This window comes from Mesorhizobium sp. ESP7-2 (assembly GCF_020164715.1).
Lineage (GTDB): Bacteria > Pseudomonadota > Alphaproteobacteria > Rhizobiales > Rhizobiaceae > Mesorhizobium.
Genome location: NZ_JAIUGQ010000002.1, coordinates 26,081 through 45,649, shown reverse-complemented (window position 1 = coordinate 45,649; position 19,569 = coordinate 26,081). Strand labels below are relative to the sequence as shown.

At 63.6% G+C, this 19,569-nt stretch carries 17 protein-coding genes and 3 pseudogenes; 9 read left to right on the top strand and 11 right to left on the bottom strand.

Annotation, left to right across the window (positions count from 1 at the left end):
• The first annotated feature begins 1 nt into the window (after position 1).
• Complete coding sequence (locus LB543_RS02580) at positions 2–757, top strand: SDR family NAD(P)-dependent oxidoreductase (RefSeq protein ID WP_224612921.1); 756 nt, start codon at positions 2–4, stop codon at positions 755–757.
• Between the two features lie 187 nt (positions 758–944).
• Here the strand turns inward: LB543_RS02580 and LB543_RS02575 are convergent.
• The 5 genes and pseudogenes from LB543_RS02575 to LB543_RS02555 all read right to left on the bottom strand — a co-directional run.
• Positions 945–1,886: pseudogene (locus LB543_RS02575) on the bottom strand (IS3 family transposase); the annotation flags it as partial.
• Between the two features lie 411 nt (positions 1,887–2,297).
• Positions 2,298–3,119 (bottom strand): ABC transporter permease, encoded by an 822-nt coding sequence (locus LB543_RS02570; RefSeq protein ID WP_224612919.1) that lies wholly within the window; start codon positions 3,117–3,119, stop codon positions 2,298–2,300.
• Positions 3,120–3,121: 2 nt separating this feature from the next.
• Positions 3,122–4,402, bottom strand: coding sequence for an ABC transporter permease (locus LB543_RS02565; RefSeq protein ID WP_224612917.1), 1,281 nt, complete (start codon positions 4,400–4,402; stop codon positions 3,122–3,124).
• A 9-nt stretch (positions 4,403–4,411) separates the two neighbouring features.
• A complete protein-coding gene (locus LB543_RS02560; RefSeq protein ID WP_140812973.1) occupies positions 4,412–5,464 on the bottom strand; it encodes an ABC transporter substrate-binding protein in 1,053 nt (350 codons plus the stop codon).
• Complete coding sequence (locus tag LB543_RS02555) at positions 5,461–6,645, bottom strand: ABC transporter ATP-binding protein (RefSeq protein WP_411908734.1); 1,185 nt, start codon at positions 6,643–6,645, stop codon at positions 5,461–5,463. Before LB543_RS02555 ends, LB543_RS02560 begins: the two co-directional genes overlap by 4 nt.
• 298 nt (positions 6,646–6,943) lie before the next feature.
• On the opposite strand from LB543_RS02555, the gene LB543_RS02550 reads away from it, so the two are divergent.
• Positions 6,944–8,332: a PLP-dependent aminotransferase family protein gene (locus LB543_RS02550; protein ID WP_140764409.1), complete on the top strand. Its 1,389-nt coding sequence runs from the start codon at positions 6,944–6,946 to the stop codon at positions 8,330–8,332.
• A 3-nt stretch (positions 8,333–8,335) separates the two neighbouring features.
• The gene (locus LB543_RS02545) at positions 8,336–9,595 is read left to right on the top strand and encodes an NAD(P)/FAD-dependent oxidoreductase (RefSeq protein ID WP_224612915.1); all 1,260 of its coding nucleotides are present in this window, start codon (positions 8,336–8,338) and stop codon (positions 9,593–9,595) included.
• Positions 9,596–9,866: 271 nt separating this feature from the next.
• On the opposite strand, the gene LB543_RS33840 is transcribed toward LB543_RS02545, so the two are convergent.
• The 6 genes and pseudogenes from LB543_RS33840 to LB543_RS02520 form a co-directional block, all read right to left on the bottom strand.
• Complete coding sequence (locus LB543_RS33840) at positions 9,867–9,995, bottom strand: hypothetical protein (RefSeq protein WP_263498589.1); 129 nt, start codon at positions 9,993–9,995, stop codon at positions 9,867–9,869.
• An 80-nt stretch (positions 9,996–10,075) separates the two neighbouring features.
• Positions 10,076–10,171, bottom strand: a pseudogene (locus LB543_RS02540) (RpiR family transcriptional regulator); the annotation flags it as partial.
• Positions 10,172–10,182: 11 nt separating this feature from the next.
• The gene (locus LB543_RS02535) at positions 10,183–10,452 is read right to left on the bottom strand and encodes a hypothetical protein (protein WP_224612912.1); all 270 of its coding nucleotides are present in this window, start codon (positions 10,450–10,452) and stop codon (positions 10,183–10,185) included.
• A gap of 99 nt (positions 10,453–10,551) precedes the next feature.
• A pseudogene (locus tag LB543_RS34035) lies at positions 10,552–10,611 on the bottom strand (hypothetical protein); the annotation flags it as partial.
• A 162-nt stretch (positions 10,612–10,773) separates the two neighbouring features.
• Positions 10,774–11,679, bottom strand: coding sequence for a C45 family autoproteolytic acyltransferase/hydolase (locus LB543_RS02525; RefSeq protein ID WP_224612910.1), 906 nt, complete (start codon positions 11,677–11,679; stop codon positions 10,774–10,776).
• Positions 11,676–13,118, bottom strand: a complete 1,443-nt coding sequence (locus LB543_RS02520) for a PLP-dependent aminotransferase family protein (RefSeq protein ID WP_224612899.1) — start codon at positions 13,116–13,118, stop codon at positions 11,676–11,678. Before LB543_RS02520 ends, LB543_RS02525 begins: the two co-directional genes overlap by 4 nt.
• A 274-nt stretch (positions 13,119–13,392) precedes the next feature.
• Here LB543_RS02520 and iolE point away from each other — a divergent pair, with 274 nt between their 5' ends.
• The 6 genes from iolE to iolG all read left to right on the top strand — a co-directional run bounded on the left by iolE (position 13,393) and on the right by iolG (position 19,553).
• Positions 13,393–14,301 carry a myo-inosose-2 dehydratase gene (iolE, locus tag LB543_RS02515; protein WP_140812978.1) on the top strand — a complete coding sequence of 303 codons (909 nt, stop codon included), beginning with the start codon at positions 13,393–13,395 and terminating at the stop codon, positions 14,299–14,301.
• Positions 14,302–14,330: 29 nt separating this feature from the next.
• Positions 14,331–15,422, top strand: a complete 1,092-nt coding sequence (locus LB543_RS02510) for an ABC transporter ATP-binding protein (RefSeq protein WP_224612897.1) — start codon at positions 14,331–14,333, stop codon at positions 15,420–15,422.
• A 61-nt stretch (positions 15,423–15,483) separates the two neighbouring features.
• Complete coding sequence (locus LB543_RS02505) at positions 15,484–16,743, top strand: extracellular solute-binding protein (protein WP_224612895.1); 1,260 nt, start codon at positions 15,484–15,486, stop codon at positions 16,741–16,743.
• Complete coding sequence (locus LB543_RS02500; protein WP_224612893.1) at positions 16,743–17,651, top strand: carbohydrate ABC transporter permease; 909 nt, start codon at positions 16,743–16,745, stop codon at positions 17,649–17,651. The genes LB543_RS02505 and LB543_RS02500 overlap by 1 nt, the downstream gene beginning before the upstream one ends.
• The gene (locus tag LB543_RS02495) at positions 17,648–18,466 is read left to right on the top strand and encodes a carbohydrate ABC transporter permease (protein WP_140812981.1); all 819 of its coding nucleotides are present in this window, start codon (positions 17,648–17,650) and stop codon (positions 18,464–18,466) included. Before LB543_RS02500 ends, LB543_RS02495 begins: the two co-directional genes overlap by 4 nt.
• Positions 18,467–18,560: 94 nt before the next feature.
• Positions 18,561–19,553 carry an inositol 2-dehydrogenase gene (gene iolG / locus LB543_RS02490; RefSeq protein WP_224612891.1) on the top strand — a complete coding sequence of 331 codons (993 nt, stop codon included), beginning with the start codon at positions 18,561–18,563 and terminating at the stop codon, positions 19,551–19,553.
• The last annotated feature ends 16 nt before the right edge of the window (positions 19,554–19,569 follow it).

The following is a 19,569-nucleotide window of genomic DNA, read 5'->3' as shown; positions in this document are numbered from 1 at the left end:
AATGAAGCGGTTCGAACAAAAGGTCGCCATCGTCACGGGTGGCGGTGGCGGGATCGGATCGGCGATTTCACATCGCCTCGCCGATGAAGGCGCCTTTGTCGCGGTTATCGACATGGACCTGGGCTCGGCTGGTTCCGTGGCCTCCGACATCTCCGCGAAAGGCGGCAAGGCGCGCGCAATCTGTGCCGATATTTCCAACGCGGTTGCCTGCGCCGATCTGGTTGCGGATGTCCTGCGCATCAACGGACGCATCGATATTCTTGCTAACAACGCCGGCATCAACCGGCGCGGCAACCTACTCACTCTAACCGAAGGCGACTGGCACGCCTGCTTTGACGTCAATCTGCACTCGATGTTCTACCTCTGCCGGGCCGTGCTGCCGCACATGATCGAGCGTGGCGGTGGTGCGATCGTCAACACCGCATCACAATGGGGGCTGCATCCCGCGCCCAACCATATCGCATACAATGTGACGAAAGCCGCGGTTGCGTCCTTCACGCAGAACCTCGCCCGCGATTACGCGCCGCACAAGATCCGCGTCAACGCCGTGTGTCCGGGCGAGATCCACACGCCGATGCTGGAGGCTGGCGTGAAGCGCTCCGGCAGAACGATTGCCGACCTCGACAGGCTTGTCCCATTCGGCCGGATTGGAAAGCCAGAGGAAGTCGCAGCACTCGTTGCCTTCCTCGCGTCGGACGAAGCCCAGTTCATGTGCGGATCGCTTGTCGAGATTACTGGTGCACAGGCCGTGGCTTGAACCCTGATGCTGGTGGATGGCGACCAGCATAAAAAGATTGCCAGCATTCCGCTCCTGGATTTACGCCGTGCATGTCACGCGCAACATCCGCAACTTTGACTTTTCGATCAGCCTCTATCGACATGACGTGCTCCCCGTTTTGTCCGCGTCTATAAGTTAGCCCTGTTCACGTTGTGATCCTTGACGGATCGGGTTGTAGCCTCCCGTTGAAGCTTTCCACGAAGCCATTCTGCATCGGCTTGCCGGGCGCGATGTAGTGCCATTCGACACGCCGATCTTCCTGCCACGCCAGGATGGCGTTCGAGGTCAACTCGGTGCCGTTGTCCGACACGATCATGCAGGGGATAGCCGCGATGCTCGGCGATGATGTCGAGTTCGCGGCCGATACGCTCGCCTGAGATCGAGTTGTCGATGACCGTCGCCAGACACTCCCGGCTGAAGTCGTCGATGACGCACAAGATCCGGAAGCGGCGGCCATCGGTCAGCGTGTCGGAGACGAAGTCGAGGCTCCAGCGCTGGTTGGCGCCCTGCGGGATTGCCATCGGCGCCCTGGTGCCCAATGCCCGCTTGCGGCCACCTCGCTTGCGCACCGTCAGCCGCTCCTCGCGATAGAGGCGATAGAGCTTCTTCCAGTTCACCGCCACGCCTTCGCGCTTCAGGAGCAGGTGCAGCCGACGGTAGCCAAAGCGCCGGCGTTCAGCGGCCAATTCCCGCAGCCGCTCGCGCAGGCCTGCATCGTGCGGCCGGCTCGAACGGTAGCGGTAAACCCGCGGCTCCATACCGACGAGCCCACAAGCCCGGCGCTGCGAATAGCCCTTGTTCTCAATCGCCCAGGTCACGGCGGTCCTCCTCGACCCAGGCGTCAGAAGTTTTTTCCGAGCATCTCGCGCAAGGTCGAGATGTCGAGCATCGCATAGGCCAGCAGACGCTTCAGCTTGCCGTTCTCCTCCTCAAGAGCCATCAGCCGCTTCACCTCCGACACATCCATGCCGCCATACTTTGAGCGCCACTTGTAGAAGGTCGCGTCGCTCACGCCGTATTTGCGGCAAAGCTCCGTCGCCGAGAGCCCGGCCTGGTGCTCCTTCAAAATGCCGATGATCTGTTCGTCAGAAAATCTCGATCGTTTCATTGCCTGTCTCCTCATCCGCGGAACAGGCTCAAAGCAAGGACAATTCAGGGGAGCACGTCACATTGATTTGCTGCATTCTTTTGAGAGGGCCCCACAATGTGGACTCGAACCCCTCCCTCCGACCAAAACTAACCCCCCAGCGATTTTCCTCGCGATCTCAGAGCCGCCCGAGCCGATATTAGGTTGTCCGAGGGGTCGAATCGCTAAAGCGTTACCGTGTTTCCTACATCTGGAAACGCTAGGTTTTCCACGACGCGACGGAAGCTTTGCGTCAATGTCGGCCATAGTGATCCGCTTTTCCGCTCTCCGAAAGTGGACGTTGCCTGCGATGAAGGTGGTGGTTGGCCGTTTCGAATATGACTTTAGCTAGATCCTTTGACGCCTCGACGCACCAACGGCAGCGAATCCCGTTCAGCGGTTAGATGCCTTTCTGCCGCGCCGCGCCAACAGGTTGGCGACCACCAAAAGTATGATCGACAGCGCCATCATCAGCGTCGCGGCGGCGGTGATCGCGGGGCTCAGCTTTTCGCGCAGCCCAATGAACATTTCGAGCGGCATGGTGCGCTGGCTGGCGCTGGCCAGGAACTGCACGACGACCACCTCATCGAAGGACGTGACGAAGGCAAAGGCCGCCCCCGAAAGCACGCCGGGCAGGATCAGCGGCAGCATCACCCGGAAGAACGATGTCAGCGGTCTGGCCCCGGAAATCGCGGCGGCACGCATCAGGTTGCGGTCGAAGCCGGTGAGGCTCGCGCCCACCGTCACCACCACGAATGGGCTGGCAAGCGCGGTATGCGCCAGGATGATGCCGGCATAGGTGCTGGCCAGACCGACGCGGGCGTAAAACAGATACGAGCCGACGGCGGTGATCACCACCGGCACGATCAGCGGCGACAAAAGCAGCGGCATGATGATGCGGCGCCCCGGGAATTTCTCGTCGGAAAGCGCGGTCGCAATCAGCGTGCCGAGCGTCGTTGCGATCAGCGTCGTGCCGAATGCGACGATCAGGCTGTTGCCGATCGCCGACTGCCAGCGCTGCGTGCCGAGCACCACCTCGTACCAGCGCGTCGAGAAGCCTTCGAGCGGGAAGATGAAGAAAGCGCCGCTGTTGAACGAGAGCGGCACCGGGATGAGGATCGGCACCAGAAGGAACAGCATCACCAGCCCGCACCACAGCCAGAGCAGGGTGACGCGGATGCGTTCGCCGGTGGTGGGGTAGGGGGAGAGCAGCATGGCTATACCAGCTTCAGGCGATCAAGGCCGAGGATGCGGGCGAAGATGCCGAACAGCGCCAGCGTGAACACCAGCAATATGAAGCTCAGCGCCGCCGCCATCTCCCAGTTCAACTCGACGTTGACATAGTTGGCGATGAAGTTGCTGATCAGCTGGTCGCTCGCGCCGCCGATCAATGCCGGCGTGATGTAGTAGCCGAGGCAGAGGATAAAGGTCAGCAGGCAGCCGGCCATCACGCCCGGGAAGACCTGCGGAATGTAAATGCGGCGGAAAGCGGTGAACGGCCTGGCGCCGAGCGAATAGGCGGCTTTCATCTGCGAGGGCGGAATGGTGCGCATGACGCTGTAGATCGGCAGCAATGTGAACGGGAGCTGGATATGCGTCATGGCGATGATGAGCCCTATGCGGCTGTACATCAGGTCGAGCCGGTCGCTGACGATGCCGATAAACAACAGGAAGTCGTTGACCAGCCCGAACTTCTGCAGCAGCACCGTCCAGGCGGCGGTGCGCACCAGGATAGAGGTCCAGAACGGCAGCAGCACCGCGACGATCAGGATCGCCGCCAAGCCCTTCGGCACGTTGGCTATGAGATAAGCGAGCGGGAATCCGAGGATCAACGTTGCCAGCGTCACAGATGCCGCGACGAAGAAGGTGCGCAGGAACACCTGGATAAAGATCGCCTGCTCCGGTGGTACGCGTTCGATGCCGCCATCGGCGTTCCAGCGCAAATCCAGCGCGCTGAGCAGGTAGAAGGAGGTCAAGCAGTGCGTGCCGCTCTGGATCGCCGGCCAGGTCGCCGGCGCCGACCAAAACGGCACCGACTTCAGGGCATCGAGCGCGGCCTGGCCGTCGGCGCTTTCGAGCTTGCGCACCGTCTTCAGCACCTGGCTGCGCGCGCCCGGCAGGCGGGCGTTCAGGCTCTTGGCCAGTTCGTAGGCCGTGCCCTTGGCCTTGGTGTCCTTGAGGTCCGTCGCGAGCGCTGCAAAGGTATCGTCGCCCGGCAGGCCCTGGCCGTTCCAGCCGGCCAGGGCCGTGGTCGTCTTGGGCAAAGCATCTGCAATGGTCGGATCGTAGACCGCGCGCGACAATAGCAGCACGATCGGGATGCCGAAGCTCAGTGCCAGAAGCACAAGCAGCGGCGCCGCCAGCGCCAGCGAGCGCAGCCGGTCGCCGAATTCGACGCGGCGGAGCGCCGCCGACACGGATTTGAGATCCGCGTCGGCGGCAGACCGGTCGCGGGCCAGCGTCGGCCGGTCGAGTTCGCTGGGCTGGAGCGCCGACATCCTTGCCCCCTACTGGGCAAGCCAGGCGTTGAAGCGCTTGACGAGATCCTCACCATAGTCGCCCCAGAACTCGGTGTCGGCGACAAGATAGGCGCCCTTGAGATGGTCCGGAGCGTTGGGCAGTTTCGGCAGCGCGTCCGCCGCCACGAAGGACGCGGCGTCGGTGCGCACCGGTCCGTAGGTGATGTAGCTGGCGAGCTTGGCGTTGTTCTCGGGCTTGCTAATATAGGCGAGGTACTTGTAGGCAAGCTCCGGATTGCGCGCGCCCTTCGGAATGCTGATCATGTCGTATTCGAGGATCTGGTCGTTCCAGACGATCTTGAACGGCTTCTTATCGGTGTCGATGGCGTTCTGGATGCGGCCGTTCCAGGCCGTGGTCATCACTACTTCCTTGGAGGCGAGAAGCTGCGCCGGCTGCGCGCCGGCATCCCACCAGACGATGTCCTTCTTGATGGTGTCGAGCTTCTTGAAGGCGCGGTCGACGCCTTCTGGCGTTGCCAGCACCTTGTAGACATCGGCAGGCGCCACGCCGTCGGCCATCAGCGCCCATTCGAGGTTCTGCGCCGGGAATTTGCGCATGGCCCGCTTGCCTGGGAATTTTTTGATGTCGAAGAGGTCGAGGACCGAGGTCGGCGCCTCCTTGAGCACCGTCGGATCATAGGCGAGGATGTCGCCGTAAGCGTCGAGCCCGACACCACAATCGAGCGCCGAGCCTTGGATGAATTTGTCGCGCGGCGCGATCTTGGAATAATCGAGCCGCTCAAGGATGCCGGCGTCACAACCCTGGAGCACGGTCGCGGTCTCCACCGTCACAAGATCGATGGGCACGTTGCCGGTCTCGACCATGGCTTTGACCTTGCCGAGATCGCCGAGATATTCCTGCTCGAGGATCTTGGCGCCGGTCTCCTTGCTGAACGGCTCGAACCAGGCCTTGCGCTGCGCGTCCTGCCAGGCGCCGCCGCTCGCCATGATGGAGAGCTCCTCGGCGAGGGCGGCGTGGCCGATCGTCATGACCGCCGTGGCGGTCGCGAGCGCGATGAGATATTTCCTCACATATTTCATGTCGTCTTCCCCTGTTTTGGAATGGCGCCCCCCCTTTCGGCATCGACCGGAAAGGCACGGCAATCATAGGGCGCGCAGGAGACCGTCACGGCCTCGCCGTTTGCCATCGTCGCTTCGGGACCGACCTTCACGGTCAGCACCTGGTCGTTGGCGAGTCTGGCCAGGAGGCGCAGGTGGTCGCCAAGATAGATGCGCCCGTCGACGGTTGCTGAGAGCGCGTTGCCGACGGCGGGTGCCGCCGCGAGGGTGAGCCGCTCCGGCCGGATGGCGACGTGACAGGCAGCGCCTTGCGTCACCCCGACAGCCAAAGCGGTGAGTTCTCCGCCGCCATTCAGCCTGACGCGGCACTCTTTGCCTGAAACGCGGTCGATGACTCCTTCCAGCGTGTTGTTCTCGCCGATGAAGCTCGCCACGAACGAGGTTTGCGGTGTGTTGTATAGGTCGTCGGGTGAGCCGAGCTGAGCGATGCCGCCCTGGTTGAAGACGGCGACGCGGTCTGACATCGTCAGCGCCTCGCTCTGGTCGTGCGTGACATAGACGACGGTGACGCCGAGCATGGTGTGCAACTGCTTGATCTCGAGCTGCATGTGCTCGCGCAATTTCTTGTCGAGCGCGCCCAGCGGCTCGTCCATCAGCACCAGGCTCGGCTGGAAAACCAGCGCGCGGGCAAGCGCCACGCGCTGCTGCTGGCCGCCGGAAAGCTGCGACGGCCGGCGATCGCCGAACTGCCTGAGCCGCACCATGTCGAGCGCGCGCGCCACGCGGGCTGCGATATCAGCCTTGCTCACCTGGCGGACGGAGAGGGGGAAGGCGACATTCTCCTCGACCGTCATGTGCGGGAACAGAGCATAGTTCTGGAACACCATGCCGATGTTGCGCTGATAAGGAGGCAGGCGGTCGACAGGCCGGCCTTCCAGCGTGATCGTGCCACGCGTCGGCCGCTCGAAGCCAGCGAGCATGTTGAGCGTCGTCGTCTTGCCAGAGCCGGAAGGGCCTAGCAGCGTCAGGAATTCGCCGCGTGCTACGGTGAGGTTCATCCGCGTCACCGCGAAGGTGCGGCCGTCATAGGATTTCTCGACGTCGGTGAACTCGACAAATCCCCGGCCGGCGGCACTGGTGGCCGGAGCGGCAAGCGAGACCATGGCCGGGGTGGCCGGCATAGCGGCCTGGCCGGTGCTCATTGTCTGCAATCCTGGACGCGGCCGATCGATTCGAGATGCGGTTTGCGATCCATGCCTCGTCCTCCCGGGAACCAGCCTGCCACTAGGCAGGTCGTCCGACTTGTATGGTCACACAATTAAGCTGAAATCGACCATAGATGCGGACAACTTTGTCCGTCAAGGGAGTTTTTGCAAAGTTGTATGATTATTTTGATCGGCTATCTTGCGAATATATGTCAGACAAGCTCTATTGTACGGGCCGATGTCTTATGTTAGATGCCCACCGTGACACGTCCGTCAGCCTTGGTTCGAATCCCGCATGCTTCAAGATCTTCGCCTCGCGGAGGATGAAAGTCCGGTCTACCGCCGTCTTGCCGACGCGATCGCGGAACGCATCGCCGCCGGCACGCTCGCGGTCGGCGACCGGCTGCCGCCGCAGCGCGAGATCGCGCGGGCGCTGGGCATCAACGTCACCACGGTAACGCGTGCGCTCTCGACCCTGCAGGAGCAGGGCCTGCTCGAGGCGCGCCCTGGACGCGGCACGACCGTCGCCGCCCGTGACGTCGTCGAGCGGCCCGGCTTCGTATCGGCGCCGAGCGACCAGACCGGCATCATAGACCTTTCCGTGAACCGGCCGCCCACTTCCGCCTATCTCGATGCGGTCGCAGCGTTGCTGCCGCGCCTTTCCAAGGACCGGCACTATGCCGCACTGCAGGATTACCATCCGCCGGAAGGACCGCTCTGGGGACGCGCGCCCATAGCCGACTGGCTGAAATCCGTCGCCGGCGATGGCGACCCGGGCCGCGTCGTTCTGGCCGCCGGCGCCCAGCACGGCCTGGACTGCGTTCTCGGTGCCGTCACCAGGCAAGGGGAGGTCGTGCTCGCCGACGAGGTGACTTACCAGGGTATCAACGCGCTCTGCCGCGTGCACGGGCTCGACTTGCGGGGCGTCGCCATGGATCGCGGCGGCATGCGCCCCGATGCCTTCGACGCCGCCTGCGTGCAATTGCGTCCGCGCGCGGTGTTCCTGGTGCCGACGTTGCACAATCCGACGACGATCACGCTGAGCGAGGAGCGCCGGCACCAGCTTGCCGCGGTCGCCCGGCGCCACAACGTGCTGATCATCGAGGACGACGTCTACCGGCCGCTGGCCGATGATCCGCCGCCGTCATTCGCCAGTCTTGAGCCCGAATTGACGATCCATCTCGGCGCGCTGTCGAAATGCCTGGCGCCGGGCCTGCGGCTCGGCTTCGTCATCGCCCCGCGCCCGATCGCCGGTCAGATCGCGGCGGCGCTGCGCATCAACTGCTGGAGCATCAGCCCATTGACGGCGCTGATCGGCGCGAGGCTGATCGAGGAGGGGGCGGCGGCCCGCATCATCGAGATCCAGAAACAGGAGCTGCGCCAGCGCCAGACGATCCTGAGCGAGATCCTCGGCCGCTTCGACATCCAGGCGCATCCGACATCGACCCATGCCTGGTTGCGCCTGCCCGAGCCCTGGCGCGGCGCCGGCTTTGCTCGCACCTGCCTGGAACGCGGCGTGGCCGTGCTACCGGGCGATGCCTTCGCGGTCGGGCGCGAGCCGGTGCAGCATGGCGTGCGCATCAATGTCGGCGCCGCGCGTTCCCAGGATGATTTGCGTTCAGCACTCACCACAATGGCCGAGCTGCTCGCGGCCGGCCATCTGCAACTGCCTGGCTTCGTCTAGATCATGATCTCCATACCCGCCGCGGCACCGAAAACCGTCGAGATCGCCATTGTCGGCGCCGGCGTCGTCGGTCTAGCGACAGCATTGCGGCTTGCCGGCGAAGGCCGCGAGGTGCTGCTTATCGATCCCAACGAGCCGGGCTCGGGCGCTTCGTTCGGCAATGCCGGAACGGTCGCCGAGTACGCCTGCATGCCGGTCGGCAACCCGGGAGTGCTGCGCGCGCTGCCGAAGCTGCTTTTCGATCGCGACAGCCCCTTCGCGTTGCGCTGGGCGGCACTTTTCCAGCTCGCACCGTGGCTGCTCCGCTTCGTCCGGCAGTCGCTTCCGGCGGCCACCCACGCCAATGCGCTGGCGCTCGCCGGACTGCTTGCCGAGTCCTTGCCGGCCTGGGAGGAGATGGCGGCCGAGGCTGGCGTCGCCGACCTGCTGCGCCGCAACGGCTGCCTTTACATCTACCGTAGCGAGAGCGATTTCGCTGCCGCAGCTGGCGGACGGGCCATGCGCGCCAAGCTTGGCGTCCACCAGGAGGTTCTGACCGCCGAGCAGGTGGCCGCGCTGGAACCGCGACTGGCTGAGTTTCAGGCGCAGGGCCTCTTTTTCCCGGACTCGATCAATGTCTGCGATCCCAAGACGGTCATGCAGCGGCTGGCGGCGGCTGCTGCGGACCTCGGGGTCCAATTGCTGCGGGCGAAGGTCACCGGTCTGATGTCGGAGGCCGGCGGCGTCCGGCTGAGCGGCCCGGGCCTTGCCACCGTCGCGCGGACTGCAGTGATCGCGGCCGGCGCCTGGTCGCGGGCACTCGCCACGCAGGCGGGCGATAGAATCCCGCTGGACACCGAGCGCGGCTATCATCTGGAATTTCCGACCGCCGCGCCTTTGCTCAACCGGCCGGTATGCCCGGTTGATCTCGGCTTCTACATGACGCCGATGGAGGGGAGGCTGCGAGTTGCTGGCACAGTCGAACTCGGCGGGCTTGCGGCGCCTCTAAATCCGCGACGGCTGACGCTGCTCGATCGGGGTGTGCGGCAAATTTTTCCCGAACTCGGCCGGCCGTCATCCGAATGGCTGGGTTTCCGTCCGTCGCTGCCCGATTCGCGTCCGGTCATCGGGCCGTCGCGCAATACTCCCGGCGTCATCCACGCCTTCGGCCACGGTCATCTCGGGCTCACCTTGGCGCCAATCACTGCCTGCCTGGTCGCCGACGTGATCGCTGGGCGGGGAGATACGGCGCGCTTGGCGGCATTTGCTTCGGATCGGTTTTGACTGCGCCTCCAACCCTAACGCTTTTGGAGTTGGCGATCACCGCGAGCCTCGAACAGTACAGGGTGCGTCGTTGTAACGGGCCACAACTCAGCATGGATCGCCCACCGACTAAGACGACATGTTCCACGGGGCGAATGTAGCCTTGCATCTCGGCCGGCCAGCCTTTGCTTTGAACGCACCGGAAAGCTGGCATCGCGGTCAGAAGCCGAGGATGTCGACGCGATCATCCAGACCGAACTTGGCTTTGCTGAAAGCAGAGCGGCTGCCGCGATCAGCCAACCTCTATGTTCATCTCCGCAATGAGCCGCTCGCGCCCGGCCAGTGAGTTTAGCGCCTTATCGCCCAGTTCGCGGGCGACGAGGTTGAGCAGCGCTTCGCAAAAGACAATATATGCGCCCATGCTGCTCGAGTAAAACTGCTGGCGTGCGGGATGAAGAAGGCATGCTCGGCCGGAGGAACGAGCGGCGAGGATCGGGAATCCGTGATCGCGATCACGCTCTGGCCGTTCGCAGTTGCAACCCGGCCGACCTCGGCGACGCTGCATGTATAGGGCGCGCAGCTTGCGACGATGACCACATCGCCCGGCTCTAGCTGTGACAGCGCTTCGGCGACGCCCAACCGCGGCGCGCCACGTCGGAGCGTACCATCCCAAGGCAATAGGTGAGGAAGCTCGCCAGCGAATGGAACTGGCGGACACCGTGCACGCGCACGCGCCGCGCGCTGGCCAGCCGCGCGGTCGCGCCCTTCAGCGAGGCACCGTCCAACTGGCCGAGGAAGCCGTCGACATTCGCCGCCGTTTCCCGCGCCAGCCGCTCGAAGACCTCGACTTCGGCGCCGCCTGCCGACGGCGTGGTCATCAGCCTTCCTGCCTGGCGGCTGTAGAAATATTGCTGGTCGTTGGCGATGGCCTTGCGGAAGACGGCCTGGAAATCGCTGAAGCCTTCGAAGCCGAGACGCTTGGCCAGCTTGGTCAGCGTCGACGGATTGATGCCGAACTGACTGGCAAGTTCCGAGATCGAGCGGACAGCGGACTGTTCGGGCGCCTCGACCAGCTTGGCGAAGACATCATGCGCCTTGGACTGCTTCGTCGCGGCCGACCGAGAGCGCCAGCGCTCTCAGATCCTCGATGGTGCGCGGCGACTCAGCGACGACTTCGTCTGGCATTGCCCCGTTCCTGTTCACGTCGCGACAGGCACCAGCCTATCCCGCATTTCGAAGCGCGCTGCTTCGTGTGTTGCATCGTAGACAGCCCACTCGACCTTGTCAGCCCCGACGCGGAAGACGGCGCTTGCGAGTGTATTCTCGACATCACTGTCGGCCGGATCGGTGCGATAGATCGGCAGCTCTTGGTCCGCCGCGTCCCACAATATGCCGAGCGCGCGGCTTTGCGGCTCAGACTGAGGCGCCTGATCCAGCAGCGCTTCGCCCCGCCGCTGGCGCACGCCCGACGAACCGGTGACGATCTGCGACATGCGTCCGGTGTCGGCATGGATCAGATGGTTCGAATGGACACGCGCCGCTTCGACACGATCGGCCGACAGGGCTTGAGCGGTGAACTCGACGCTGAGAAGCCGCTCGTCTCCAGCTTGCGCCAAGGTGAGATGAAAGGCGCCAGCGCGCGGTGCCGATCTGAGCAGCGCCAGCGCCGCGTCGAGACCGGGTGCGTCGAGCATAGCTCGGGCGAGCACCATGCGCGGCGTTCCCGCGCCGCCGGCTAGCGGCCGGATGTTGTTGACCGTCTGCACAAGCCCTCTCGACGTGACCGCGAATGTATGGCCGGGCAGCGAGCCGGGATAGACGAAGGCGGTGAATGCATTGCCGCCTTCGGAAGCGACATGGGCCAGTGCGCAATGGCCGGCAAAATCCGGGTCGCCATCTTCATTGTGGCCGATGACATGCGGTGAACCGGGCAATTGCACGGTCGTGCAGCCATCCGGAGCCATCGCCCATATGTCGCCGCGGCAGTTCCACAGGAAGACATCATCGAACCTCAATTCGAGCCCGCCCTGCAGTTCGGCCCAGTATCGCGGAAACTGTTCAAATCGAGGGCCAACCACTGGTTCATCGCGGGCAGGCGAGCTCATGACAAATTCCGCACGTGCTCGATGGCCTGGCGCAGACGTCGGATTCCCGCCTCGCTCTCGGCCTTGTTGCAGGCGGCATAGCCAAGCACCAGGCCATTGCCGGAGGATGACCAGTAATATTTCGACAGCGGCGATGTGTTGACACCGAGTTTGTCTGCGCAATGCACGACCGCCCGATCGTCGCAACTTGCGTGAAGCGAGGCAACGACCTGGATTCCGGCTTCCGCCGCCGAAAGGGTCATGTGATCGGCCAGTTCGGTCTCGCACAATTCGTAGAAAAACTTGCGTCGCTCGGCGTAAATGCGACGCATGCGCTTGAGGTGGCGGCTCATGTGGCCTTCATCGATGAAATCGGCCAACGCCGCCTGAAGCACCAGGGGTGCGAACTGCCCGGTGGTGCTCAGGGCATGCGGAATGCCCTCGCACAAGGCGACGGGCAAGACCATGAACCCCAGCCGGAGCGCCGGAAACAGCAACTTGGCAAAAGTGCCGACATAGATGACCCGGTCAGCGTAATCCATGCTCTGTATGGCGGGGACCGGCCTTCCCTGAAATCTGTACTCGCCGTCGAAATCATCCTCGATGATCCAGGAATTGTTGCGCTCGGCGATTTCGAACAGCCGCAGCCGCTGGTCCATGCGCATTGTGATCCCCAAGGGATGCTGGCAGGCGGGCGTCACATAGATCAGGCGCGGTGAAACCTCGGGCTGGCTCATCTGCCAGCCATCGCGGTCGACGACAAGCGGCAGAATATTGGCGCCAGCGACAGTGAAAGTCGCCTTGGCCGCGTAATAGCCCGGTTCCTCCAGCCAGACCGTGTCGCCCGGATCGAGCAGCAAACGCGCCAGCAGATCGAACGCCGCCTGCGCTCCCGTCGTCACGACGATCTGTTCGGGAGAACACCGCACCCCCCTGGCCGAGATCAGGTAGCCGGCAATTGCCTCCTTGAGCGCCGGCAGGCCGGTCACATGATAGGTGCCGAACAACATGTCGGCGCCATACGTTGCCCGGTGTGCGAGCAGCCTGCCCCAGACGCCAAACGGGAAGTTTTGCGGGTCCGGCATGCCCGGATGAAAGGCAAAGCGTCCCGGCGATCCGTGATGAAAGGGTTGCTGCATCAGGCTCTCGCCGCGCCTGGAAAGCGGGCGATAGATTGCCGTGGCCACGGGTTTTCTGCCTTGATCGGTCGAGTTCACGGGCAGGTCGATGACCACAGGGCGCGCGCCCTGCCGGCTTGCAAGATAGCCTTCCGTCGCCAACTGGTCATATGCACCGACGATAGTGTTACGGGCGAGGCCCAGATCCTCGGCCAGCGCGCGCGTCGACGGCAATTCCGATCCCGGTGCCAGACGACGCCCACGGATCATCGCGGCAATCTGCCGATAGAGCTGGCGATGAATCGGTTCATCGATTGTTCGATCGATGATCAGCGCGTCCATCGGAAAGGCTTGGCGCCTTCGCCTTGATATCTGCATCGGAAAAGCCTCGCGGCATGAGAGCGGATCGAGCTTAGGCGAGCGCCGCGCCGATTGAAACTGGCACCTTCACTTCCCATCAAACTGGCTCTCGCGATGGAGACAGATCGGCGCTTAGATGAAAAGAAAAGAGGGAACGACGGGCCAGACAGACCACAAGCGGAACGCCTTCACCGACCTGATTGGTTCGGATGAGGCGCCGCCAGCAATGGCACGGCCTGTCCGATGAGGAGCGATGATGGCTGTCCGCATAGGCATAAATCCGATCACATGGAGCAACGACGACGTGCCCGAGCTGGGCGGGGATACGCCACTCGAAGTCTGCCTTTCCGAAACTGCTGAAGCCGGCTATGCGGGAACGGAGCTCGGCGGCAAGTTTCCACGTGCCAGCAAGGTGCTGGCTGCGGTTCTCGCGACCCATGGCCTTAAACTGGTCTCCGGCTGGTACGATGGCCGGATCTGCGAAAAGGAGGTCGAGGAGGAATTCGAGGCCATCCTGCCGCATCTGACGCTGCTGCGCGACCTCGGCGCCAAGCACGTCGTCTACGCCGATACGTCGCGCGGCCGCCATGGCGCCATTCACGATCCGATCTCGCAGCGTCCCAAGCTTGCCGACGGCGAGTGGAAGTCCTACGGCAACAAGATAACGCGACTGGCCGAACGGTTCGCCGATTTCGGCGTCGGCATGGCCTTTCACCATCACATGGGAACCATCGTCGAGACGGATCACGAGATCGGCAGGCTGATGGCCGGTTCAGGGCAAGCCGTTGGCCTCCTCTATGACACCGGCCATTGCCTGTTTTCCGGCGGCGATCCCGAGGCGCTGCTGCGGCGGCATGTCGGCCGCGTCGTCCACGTGCATTGCAAGGATGTGCGACCGGATGTGCTGAAGCGCGCTCGCGCCCTGGATATGAGCTTCATGGGCGCGGTGATGGAAGGCATCTTCACCGTGCCGGGAGATGGGTCGATTGACTATTTGACGCTTTTGCGGGTGCTGGCCGACAATGGCTATGCTGGCTGGCTGGTGGTCGAGGCCGAACAGGATCCGGCCAAGGCCCACCCGCTCACCTATGCGACGATGGGCTATCGCAACCTGCGCGATCTGGCTCTCAAAGCCGGTTTCGAGGTCAAGGAACGGAAGAACTGATACCCTTCGGGGTGCGCCGGGGAGCGGCAATGAGTTCTGTCCTGTACCAAAGTGTGGTCAAGAACTACGGCGCGCTGAACGTCTTGCGGTCGCTTGACCTTGCCGTCCCCGACCACATGTTCCTGGCCCTGCTCGGTCCTTCGGGTTGCGGCAAGACGACGGCGCTGCGCATCCTGGCCGGCCTCGACATGCCAAGCGCCGGCAAGCTCTTCATCGGCGAGCGTGAGGTCACCCGGCTGCAGCCGCGCGACCGCGACATCGCCATGGTCTTCCAGAGTTACGCGCTCTATCCGCAGATGACGGTCGGCGAGAACATCGGCTATCCCTTGTGGATCCGCGGCATGCCGGATGCCGAGCGTCGCGCCAAGATCGACGAGGTCGCAGCGGTTCTCGAGATCGGCCACCTGCTTGATCGCCGACCGCGCCAGCTCTCCGGTGGCCAGAGGCAGCGCGTGGCGCTTGCACGCGCCATTGTTCGCGATCCGGCGGCCTTCCTCATGGACGAGCCGCTGTCGAACCTGGACGCAAGGTTGCGCCTGACCATGCGCGGCGAGATCAAGCGGCTTTGCCAGCGGCTCGGCGCAACCACCCTCTATGTCACCCACGACCAGGTCGAGGCCTTGACCATGGCGGACTTCGTCGCGGTGATGCACGGCGGGGAGCTGCAGCAGATGGCTCCGCCGGCCGACATCTACGACCGCCCGGCCAACCGTTTCGTCGCCACCTTCGTCGGCAATCCGCCGATGAACATCCTTCCAGTCACACTGGCCGACCAAGGCATCGCGATCGGTGGAACGCCGGTTGCGATTCCCGCCGCCCGGCTGGCGGCGTGCCGCGCGGCGCAAGTAGTCGAGATCGGCCTGCGGCCGGAAGACATGAGCGTTGCGGAACCGGGCGCCCCCAACGCACTGCCCGGCGAGATCTATGTCGTCGAACCGATGGGCAACGAGACGCTGGTCAACATGCGCCTTGGCGGCGGCAATGTCTCGGTCCGCGCGGGCCGCGACTTCAGGGGCGCGGTAGGCGCCAATATCGCGGTCACTTTTCATGTGTCGAACGCATGCTTCTTCAATTCGGCCGGCCTGACGGCCGTCCACAGGGTCAACAGTGATGGAGAGTGAAATGACGCAGTCCCGCAGAAGCAGACTTACTCGCCGCTCCGTACTCAAGGGAGGACTTGGCTTGGCGCTTGCCACCACCGCCCTTACCGCAATCGGCCTGCCTGTCCCGGCCAGGGCGGCCGGCAAGAAGGTGATCATTGGGGCCTTCGCCGATGGCGGCCTGACGCCGTTCAAGCAGAAGATCATCCCACTGGCCAAGGATGCCGGCTTCGACATCGAATTCCTCGAGGATGAATATGGCGTAACGCTCGAGAAGTGGTTCGCCGACGCCAAGAACAGCGCCGGCCAGTACGACCTCTACCTTCTCGACGATCCGTGGGTGCCGCAGTTCGGCGCCGCCAACGTGCTCGAGGATCTCGGCGCGGCCGGTATCGACGGCGGCGACAAGGACTGGATCGGCTCGATGATCGACATGGGCTACTGGCCGCCGCAGAAGGGGGCGCGCGTGAAAGGCTTCGAGACCGCCACGCCGACGCTGATCTGCGTGCCGTTCGTCGGCGATCTGCAGACCCTGACCTACCGCAACGATGTCTACACGAGCGGCGCGCCGAAGACCTGGGAAGAGGTCATCGCCAAGGGCAAGGAAGGCGTTGCGGCCGGCAAGATCAAATATCCGGTCGTGTTCCGCGGTGTTTCCGGAAATCCGATCGTGACCAGTTGGTACCCGGTCTTCCTGTCGTTTGGCGGCTCCTTCTTCGACGACAAGTGGAACCCGGTTTTCAATTCCGCCGAAGGCAAGGCCTCCGCCGAATTCTTCGTCGGCACCATGAAGCAGAACGCGCCGAGCGGCGTCGTCGAATTCGACTCCGATCAGGAAGGTGCGGCGATCCTGGGCGGCGAGGCCGGCGCGATCATCCAGTATTCCGGCAATGCGCTGAAGGCCGATGATCCAACGCAGACCAAAGTCGCGGGCAAGCTCGATTTCGGCGTCGTGCCGAAGCAGACTGCGGCGATCGCCCAAATGGGCATCTTCATCGCCGGCATTCCGAAATCAGCGCCCAACAAGGCCAATTCGGTCGAATTCCTGAAGTGGTATGTCAGCGCCGACATCCAGGCCAAGCTGTCGGAAGCAGGTTCCATTCCGGTCAAGCGCAGCGCCTTTGGCATCGCCAAGCCCGGCAACCGGCTGATCCCGGTCGCTCTGCAGCAGCTCGACGCCGGCGCGCTGCCGCGGCCGCGCACGCCCGACTGGGCTAAGGTCGAGGAACTACTCGGCATCGAACTCAACAAGGCGCTGCAGGCCGGCTCGGGCGGCGGCGCCGCGTTGGACAATGCCGCCAAGCAGGTCAAGGACTATCTGTCTTCGGTCGGCTACTACTGATGGCAAATGGCGGGACGCAGAGCCGCAAATGCCGTCTGCAGGGGGCGGGGCTCGACCTCGCCCTCCCTTATCTCATGCTGGCGCCAGGCCTGCTGATCGTGCTTGGCGTGCTCGTCTATCCCTTGTGGGACGGTCTGCGCGCCAGCACCAAGGTCTATCGCTACGGCTCGGTCGTCGCCGATGTCGGCATGCAGAACTACATCAAGCTGTGGAGCGATCCGCAGTTTCTGAACTCGCTCCGGGTGACGGTCGAATTCGTCGCCCTGTCGGTCACCTTCGAGGCAATCCTGGGCTTTGCGCTGGCATTGTTCTGCCTGCGGGAGTTTCGCGGCATCCGCTTGCTCAGGACGATCCTGATCATCCCGATGGTGATAACGCCCGTCGTCGTCGCCATCGTCTTCCGGCTGATCTATGCCAGCGACGCCGGTATGCTGACGGCGATTTCCGAGTGGATGGGCGGCGGCCAGGTGCAGATCCTCGGCAGCCCCGTCAAGGCCTTCTTCGGCCTTGTCGTTCTCGATGTCTGGGAATGGACGCCGCTGATGTTCCTGATCCTGCTGGCCGGCCTGCAGTCGCTGCCGCACGAACCCTTCGAGGCCGCCCGCGTCGACGGCGCCGGCAACTGGCGGGTGTTTGCCGACCTGACCTTTCCGATGATGCGGCCCGTGCTGGCGATCGCCATCGTGCTTCGAACGATCGACGCCTTCGGCACGTTCGACCAGGTGTTCGTGCTCACCCGGGGCGGACCGGGCGAGGCGACGCGGCTGGTCTCGATCTATGGCTACGACACTGCCTTCAAGTTCCAACAGACGGGCTATGCGGCAGCACTTTTCGTCACCATCGGTCTCGTCGTGCTTGCGCTGGCCTTCAGCGCTGTGCGGCTTTTGCGCAGGGTCGACGCGTCATGAACAGTCGTCTGGCCCGGATCGGGGTGATGAGCGCGGTGCTGGCCATCGTGCTCTTGCCTATCTACTGGCTTGTCTCGACATCGCTGAAGTCCAATCGCGAGATCACCCAGGAGGGCACGCTCTATCCGCATGTCCCGACACTGGACAATTACATCAGGCTGTTCACGGAGAAGCAGTTTGGCGCCTATCTGACCAACTCGCTGGTGGTGACGTTCTTCTCCGTTGCGATCGCCCTGGTGGCCGGCGCGATGGGCGCCTATGCGATCGCGCGCTTTCGTCTGCCTTTCGCGATGGAGCGCAAGGTCGGATTGTTCCTGCTGACGCTGCGCATCGTGCCGCCGGTCGTCATCCTTATTCCGGTCTACCTGCTGATGCTCAAACTCGGCCTGCTCGACAGCTGGCTGGGTCTGATCGCCACCTACACCGCCTTCAACATCACCTTCTGCGTCTGGATGATGGAGAGCTTCTTTCGGGAGATCCCCGTGGATCTGGAGGAAGCCGCCATGGTCGATGGCGATTCCCGTTTCGGTGCGTTCCGGCGCATCACCTTGCCGCTGGCGGCACCCGGCCTCGCGGCGACCGCCATCTTTGCCGTGCTGGTCACCTTCAACGAATTCCTGTTCGCGCTGGCGCTGACGGCCACGCCCCGGGCGATGACGATGCCGCGCGGCACCGCCACGCTGATCGGCCGCATCGACACCGACTGGGCCTCGATGTCGGCGGCCGGCGTCATCGGCGCGTTGCCGATCGTCTTCTTCGCGCTGCTGGTGCAGCGCCATCTGGTTCGCGGGCTGACCATGGGAGCCGTGAAATGACGACGCGGCCCGGCAGCCACCCACCTCAATCAAGCCGCCTCGGCCACGCACATGGCAGTCCGGCACCGCGCGGCCTTTCAGGGAAATCAAACGCATGATCGATGTCTGTCTATTTGGAGCGGGCCTCATCGGCCAGGTGCACGCAGGCAATCTGGCGCGCCATCCCCGCGTGCGCCTGCGCTACATCGTCGATCCGAACACCGAGGCGGCCTCGAAGGTCTCTGCCCTGACAGGGGCCGAGATCGCCGACACCCAGACCGTGATGAATGATCGATCGATCCGCATGGTGTTCATTGCTTCGGCAACGAGAACGCATGCCGACCTGGCCATGGCCGCGGCCGCCAGAGGCAAGGCGATCTTCTGTGAAAAGCCGATCGATCTTGATCTCAAGCGCACGGATCAATGTCTGGCGGCTGTCGAGAAGGCAGGTGTGCCCTTTCAGATCGGATTCAACCGTCGGTTCGACCCGAGTTTTCGGGCGCTGAAGACGCGCCTTGGGCGAGGTGAGATCGGCGCCGTTGAACAGGTCATCATCACCAGCCGGGATCCGGAACCGGAAACCGAGGAAGCGCTGGCCGGAGGAGGGGGCGTCTTCCGGGAGATGACCATCCACGACTTCGACATGGCACGAAACCTATTGGGCGAGGAGCCGGTGGAGCTCTTCGCGACCGGGTCGTCACTTGTCGCGCCGCAATATGCCAAGCTGGGGGACTACGATACCGCGATGTTCGTGCTGCGCACGGCGTCCGGCCGGCAATGTCATATCAACAACAGCGTCAGGGCCGCCTACGGCTACGACCAGCGCATCGAGGTGCATGGCGCGGATGGGATGCTGCGGGCCGGCAACAGGATGCCGACATCGGTCGAAATATCAGGCGCAAAGGCGATATCGAGCGACAAACCCTATTACTTCTTCGTCGAACGCTATGCCGAGTCCTACGCCGCCGAGATCGATCATTTCATTAGCTGCGTCGAAACAGGGCGACGGCCCGACGTCACAGCAAGCGACGGCCGCAAAGCGATGATCCTGTGCGAGGCAGCGCTTGCCTCCGCCAAGTCGGGCAGGTTCGAGACCGTCAGGTTTTAGTGCAATCGAAACGAGG

Coding starts and splice junctions, on each gene's coding strand:
- LB543_RS02580 (WP_224612921.1), top strand. CDS start 2: ATGAAGCGGTTCGAACAAAAGGTCGCCATCGTCACGGGTGGCGGTGGC.
- LB543_RS02570 (WP_224612919.1), bottom strand. CDS start 3,119: ATGCTGCTCTCCCCCTACCCCACCACCGGCGAACGCATCCGCGTCACC.
- LB543_RS02565 (WP_224612917.1), bottom strand. CDS start 4,402: ATGTCGGCGCTCCAGCCCAGCGAACTCGACCGGCCGACGCTGGCCCGC.
- LB543_RS02560 (WP_140812973.1), bottom strand. CDS start 5,464: ATGAAATATGTGAGGAAATATCTCATCGCGCTCGCGACCGCCACGGCG.
- LB543_RS02555 (WP_411908734.1), bottom strand. CDS start 6,645: ATGAGCACCGGCCAGGCCGCTATGCCGGCCACCCCGGCCATGGTCTCG.
- LB543_RS02550 (WP_140764409.1), top strand. CDS start 6,944: ATGCTTCAAGATCTTCGCCTCGCGGAGGATGAAAGTCCGGTCTACCGC.
- LB543_RS02545 (WP_224612915.1), top strand. CDS start 8,336: ATGATCTCCATACCCGCCGCGGCACCGAAAACCGTCGAGATCGCCATT.
- LB543_RS33840 (WP_263498589.1), bottom strand. CDS start 9,995: ATGGGCGCATATATTGTCTTTTGCGAAGCGCTGCTCAACCTCGTCGCC.
- LB543_RS02535 (WP_224612912.1), bottom strand. CDS start 10,452: ATGACCACGCCGTCGGCAGGCGGCGCCGAAGTCGAGGTCTTCGAGCGG.
- LB543_RS02525 (WP_224612910.1), bottom strand. CDS start 11,679: ATGAGCTCGCCTGCCCGCGATGAACCAGTGGTTGGCCCTCGATTTGAA.
- LB543_RS02520 (WP_224612899.1), bottom strand. CDS start 13,118: ATGGACGCGCTGATCATCGATCGAACAATCGATGAACCGATTCATCGC.
- iolE (WP_140812978.1), top strand. CDS start 13,393: ATGGCTGTCCGCATAGGCATAAATCCGATCACATGGAGCAACGACGAC.
- LB543_RS02510 (WP_224612897.1), top strand. CDS start 14,331: ATGAGTTCTGTCCTGTACCAAAGTGTGGTCAAGAACTACGGCGCGCTG.
- LB543_RS02500 (WP_224612893.1), top strand. CDS start 16,743: ATGGCAAATGGCGGGACGCAGAGCCGCAAATGCCGTCTGCAGGGGGCG.
- LB543_RS02495 (WP_140812981.1), top strand. CDS start 17,648: ATGAACAGTCGTCTGGCCCGGATCGGGGTGATGAGCGCGGTGCTGGCC.
- iolG (WP_224612891.1), top strand. CDS start 18,561: ATGATCGATGTCTGTCTATTTGGAGCGGGCCTCATCGGCCAGGTGCAC.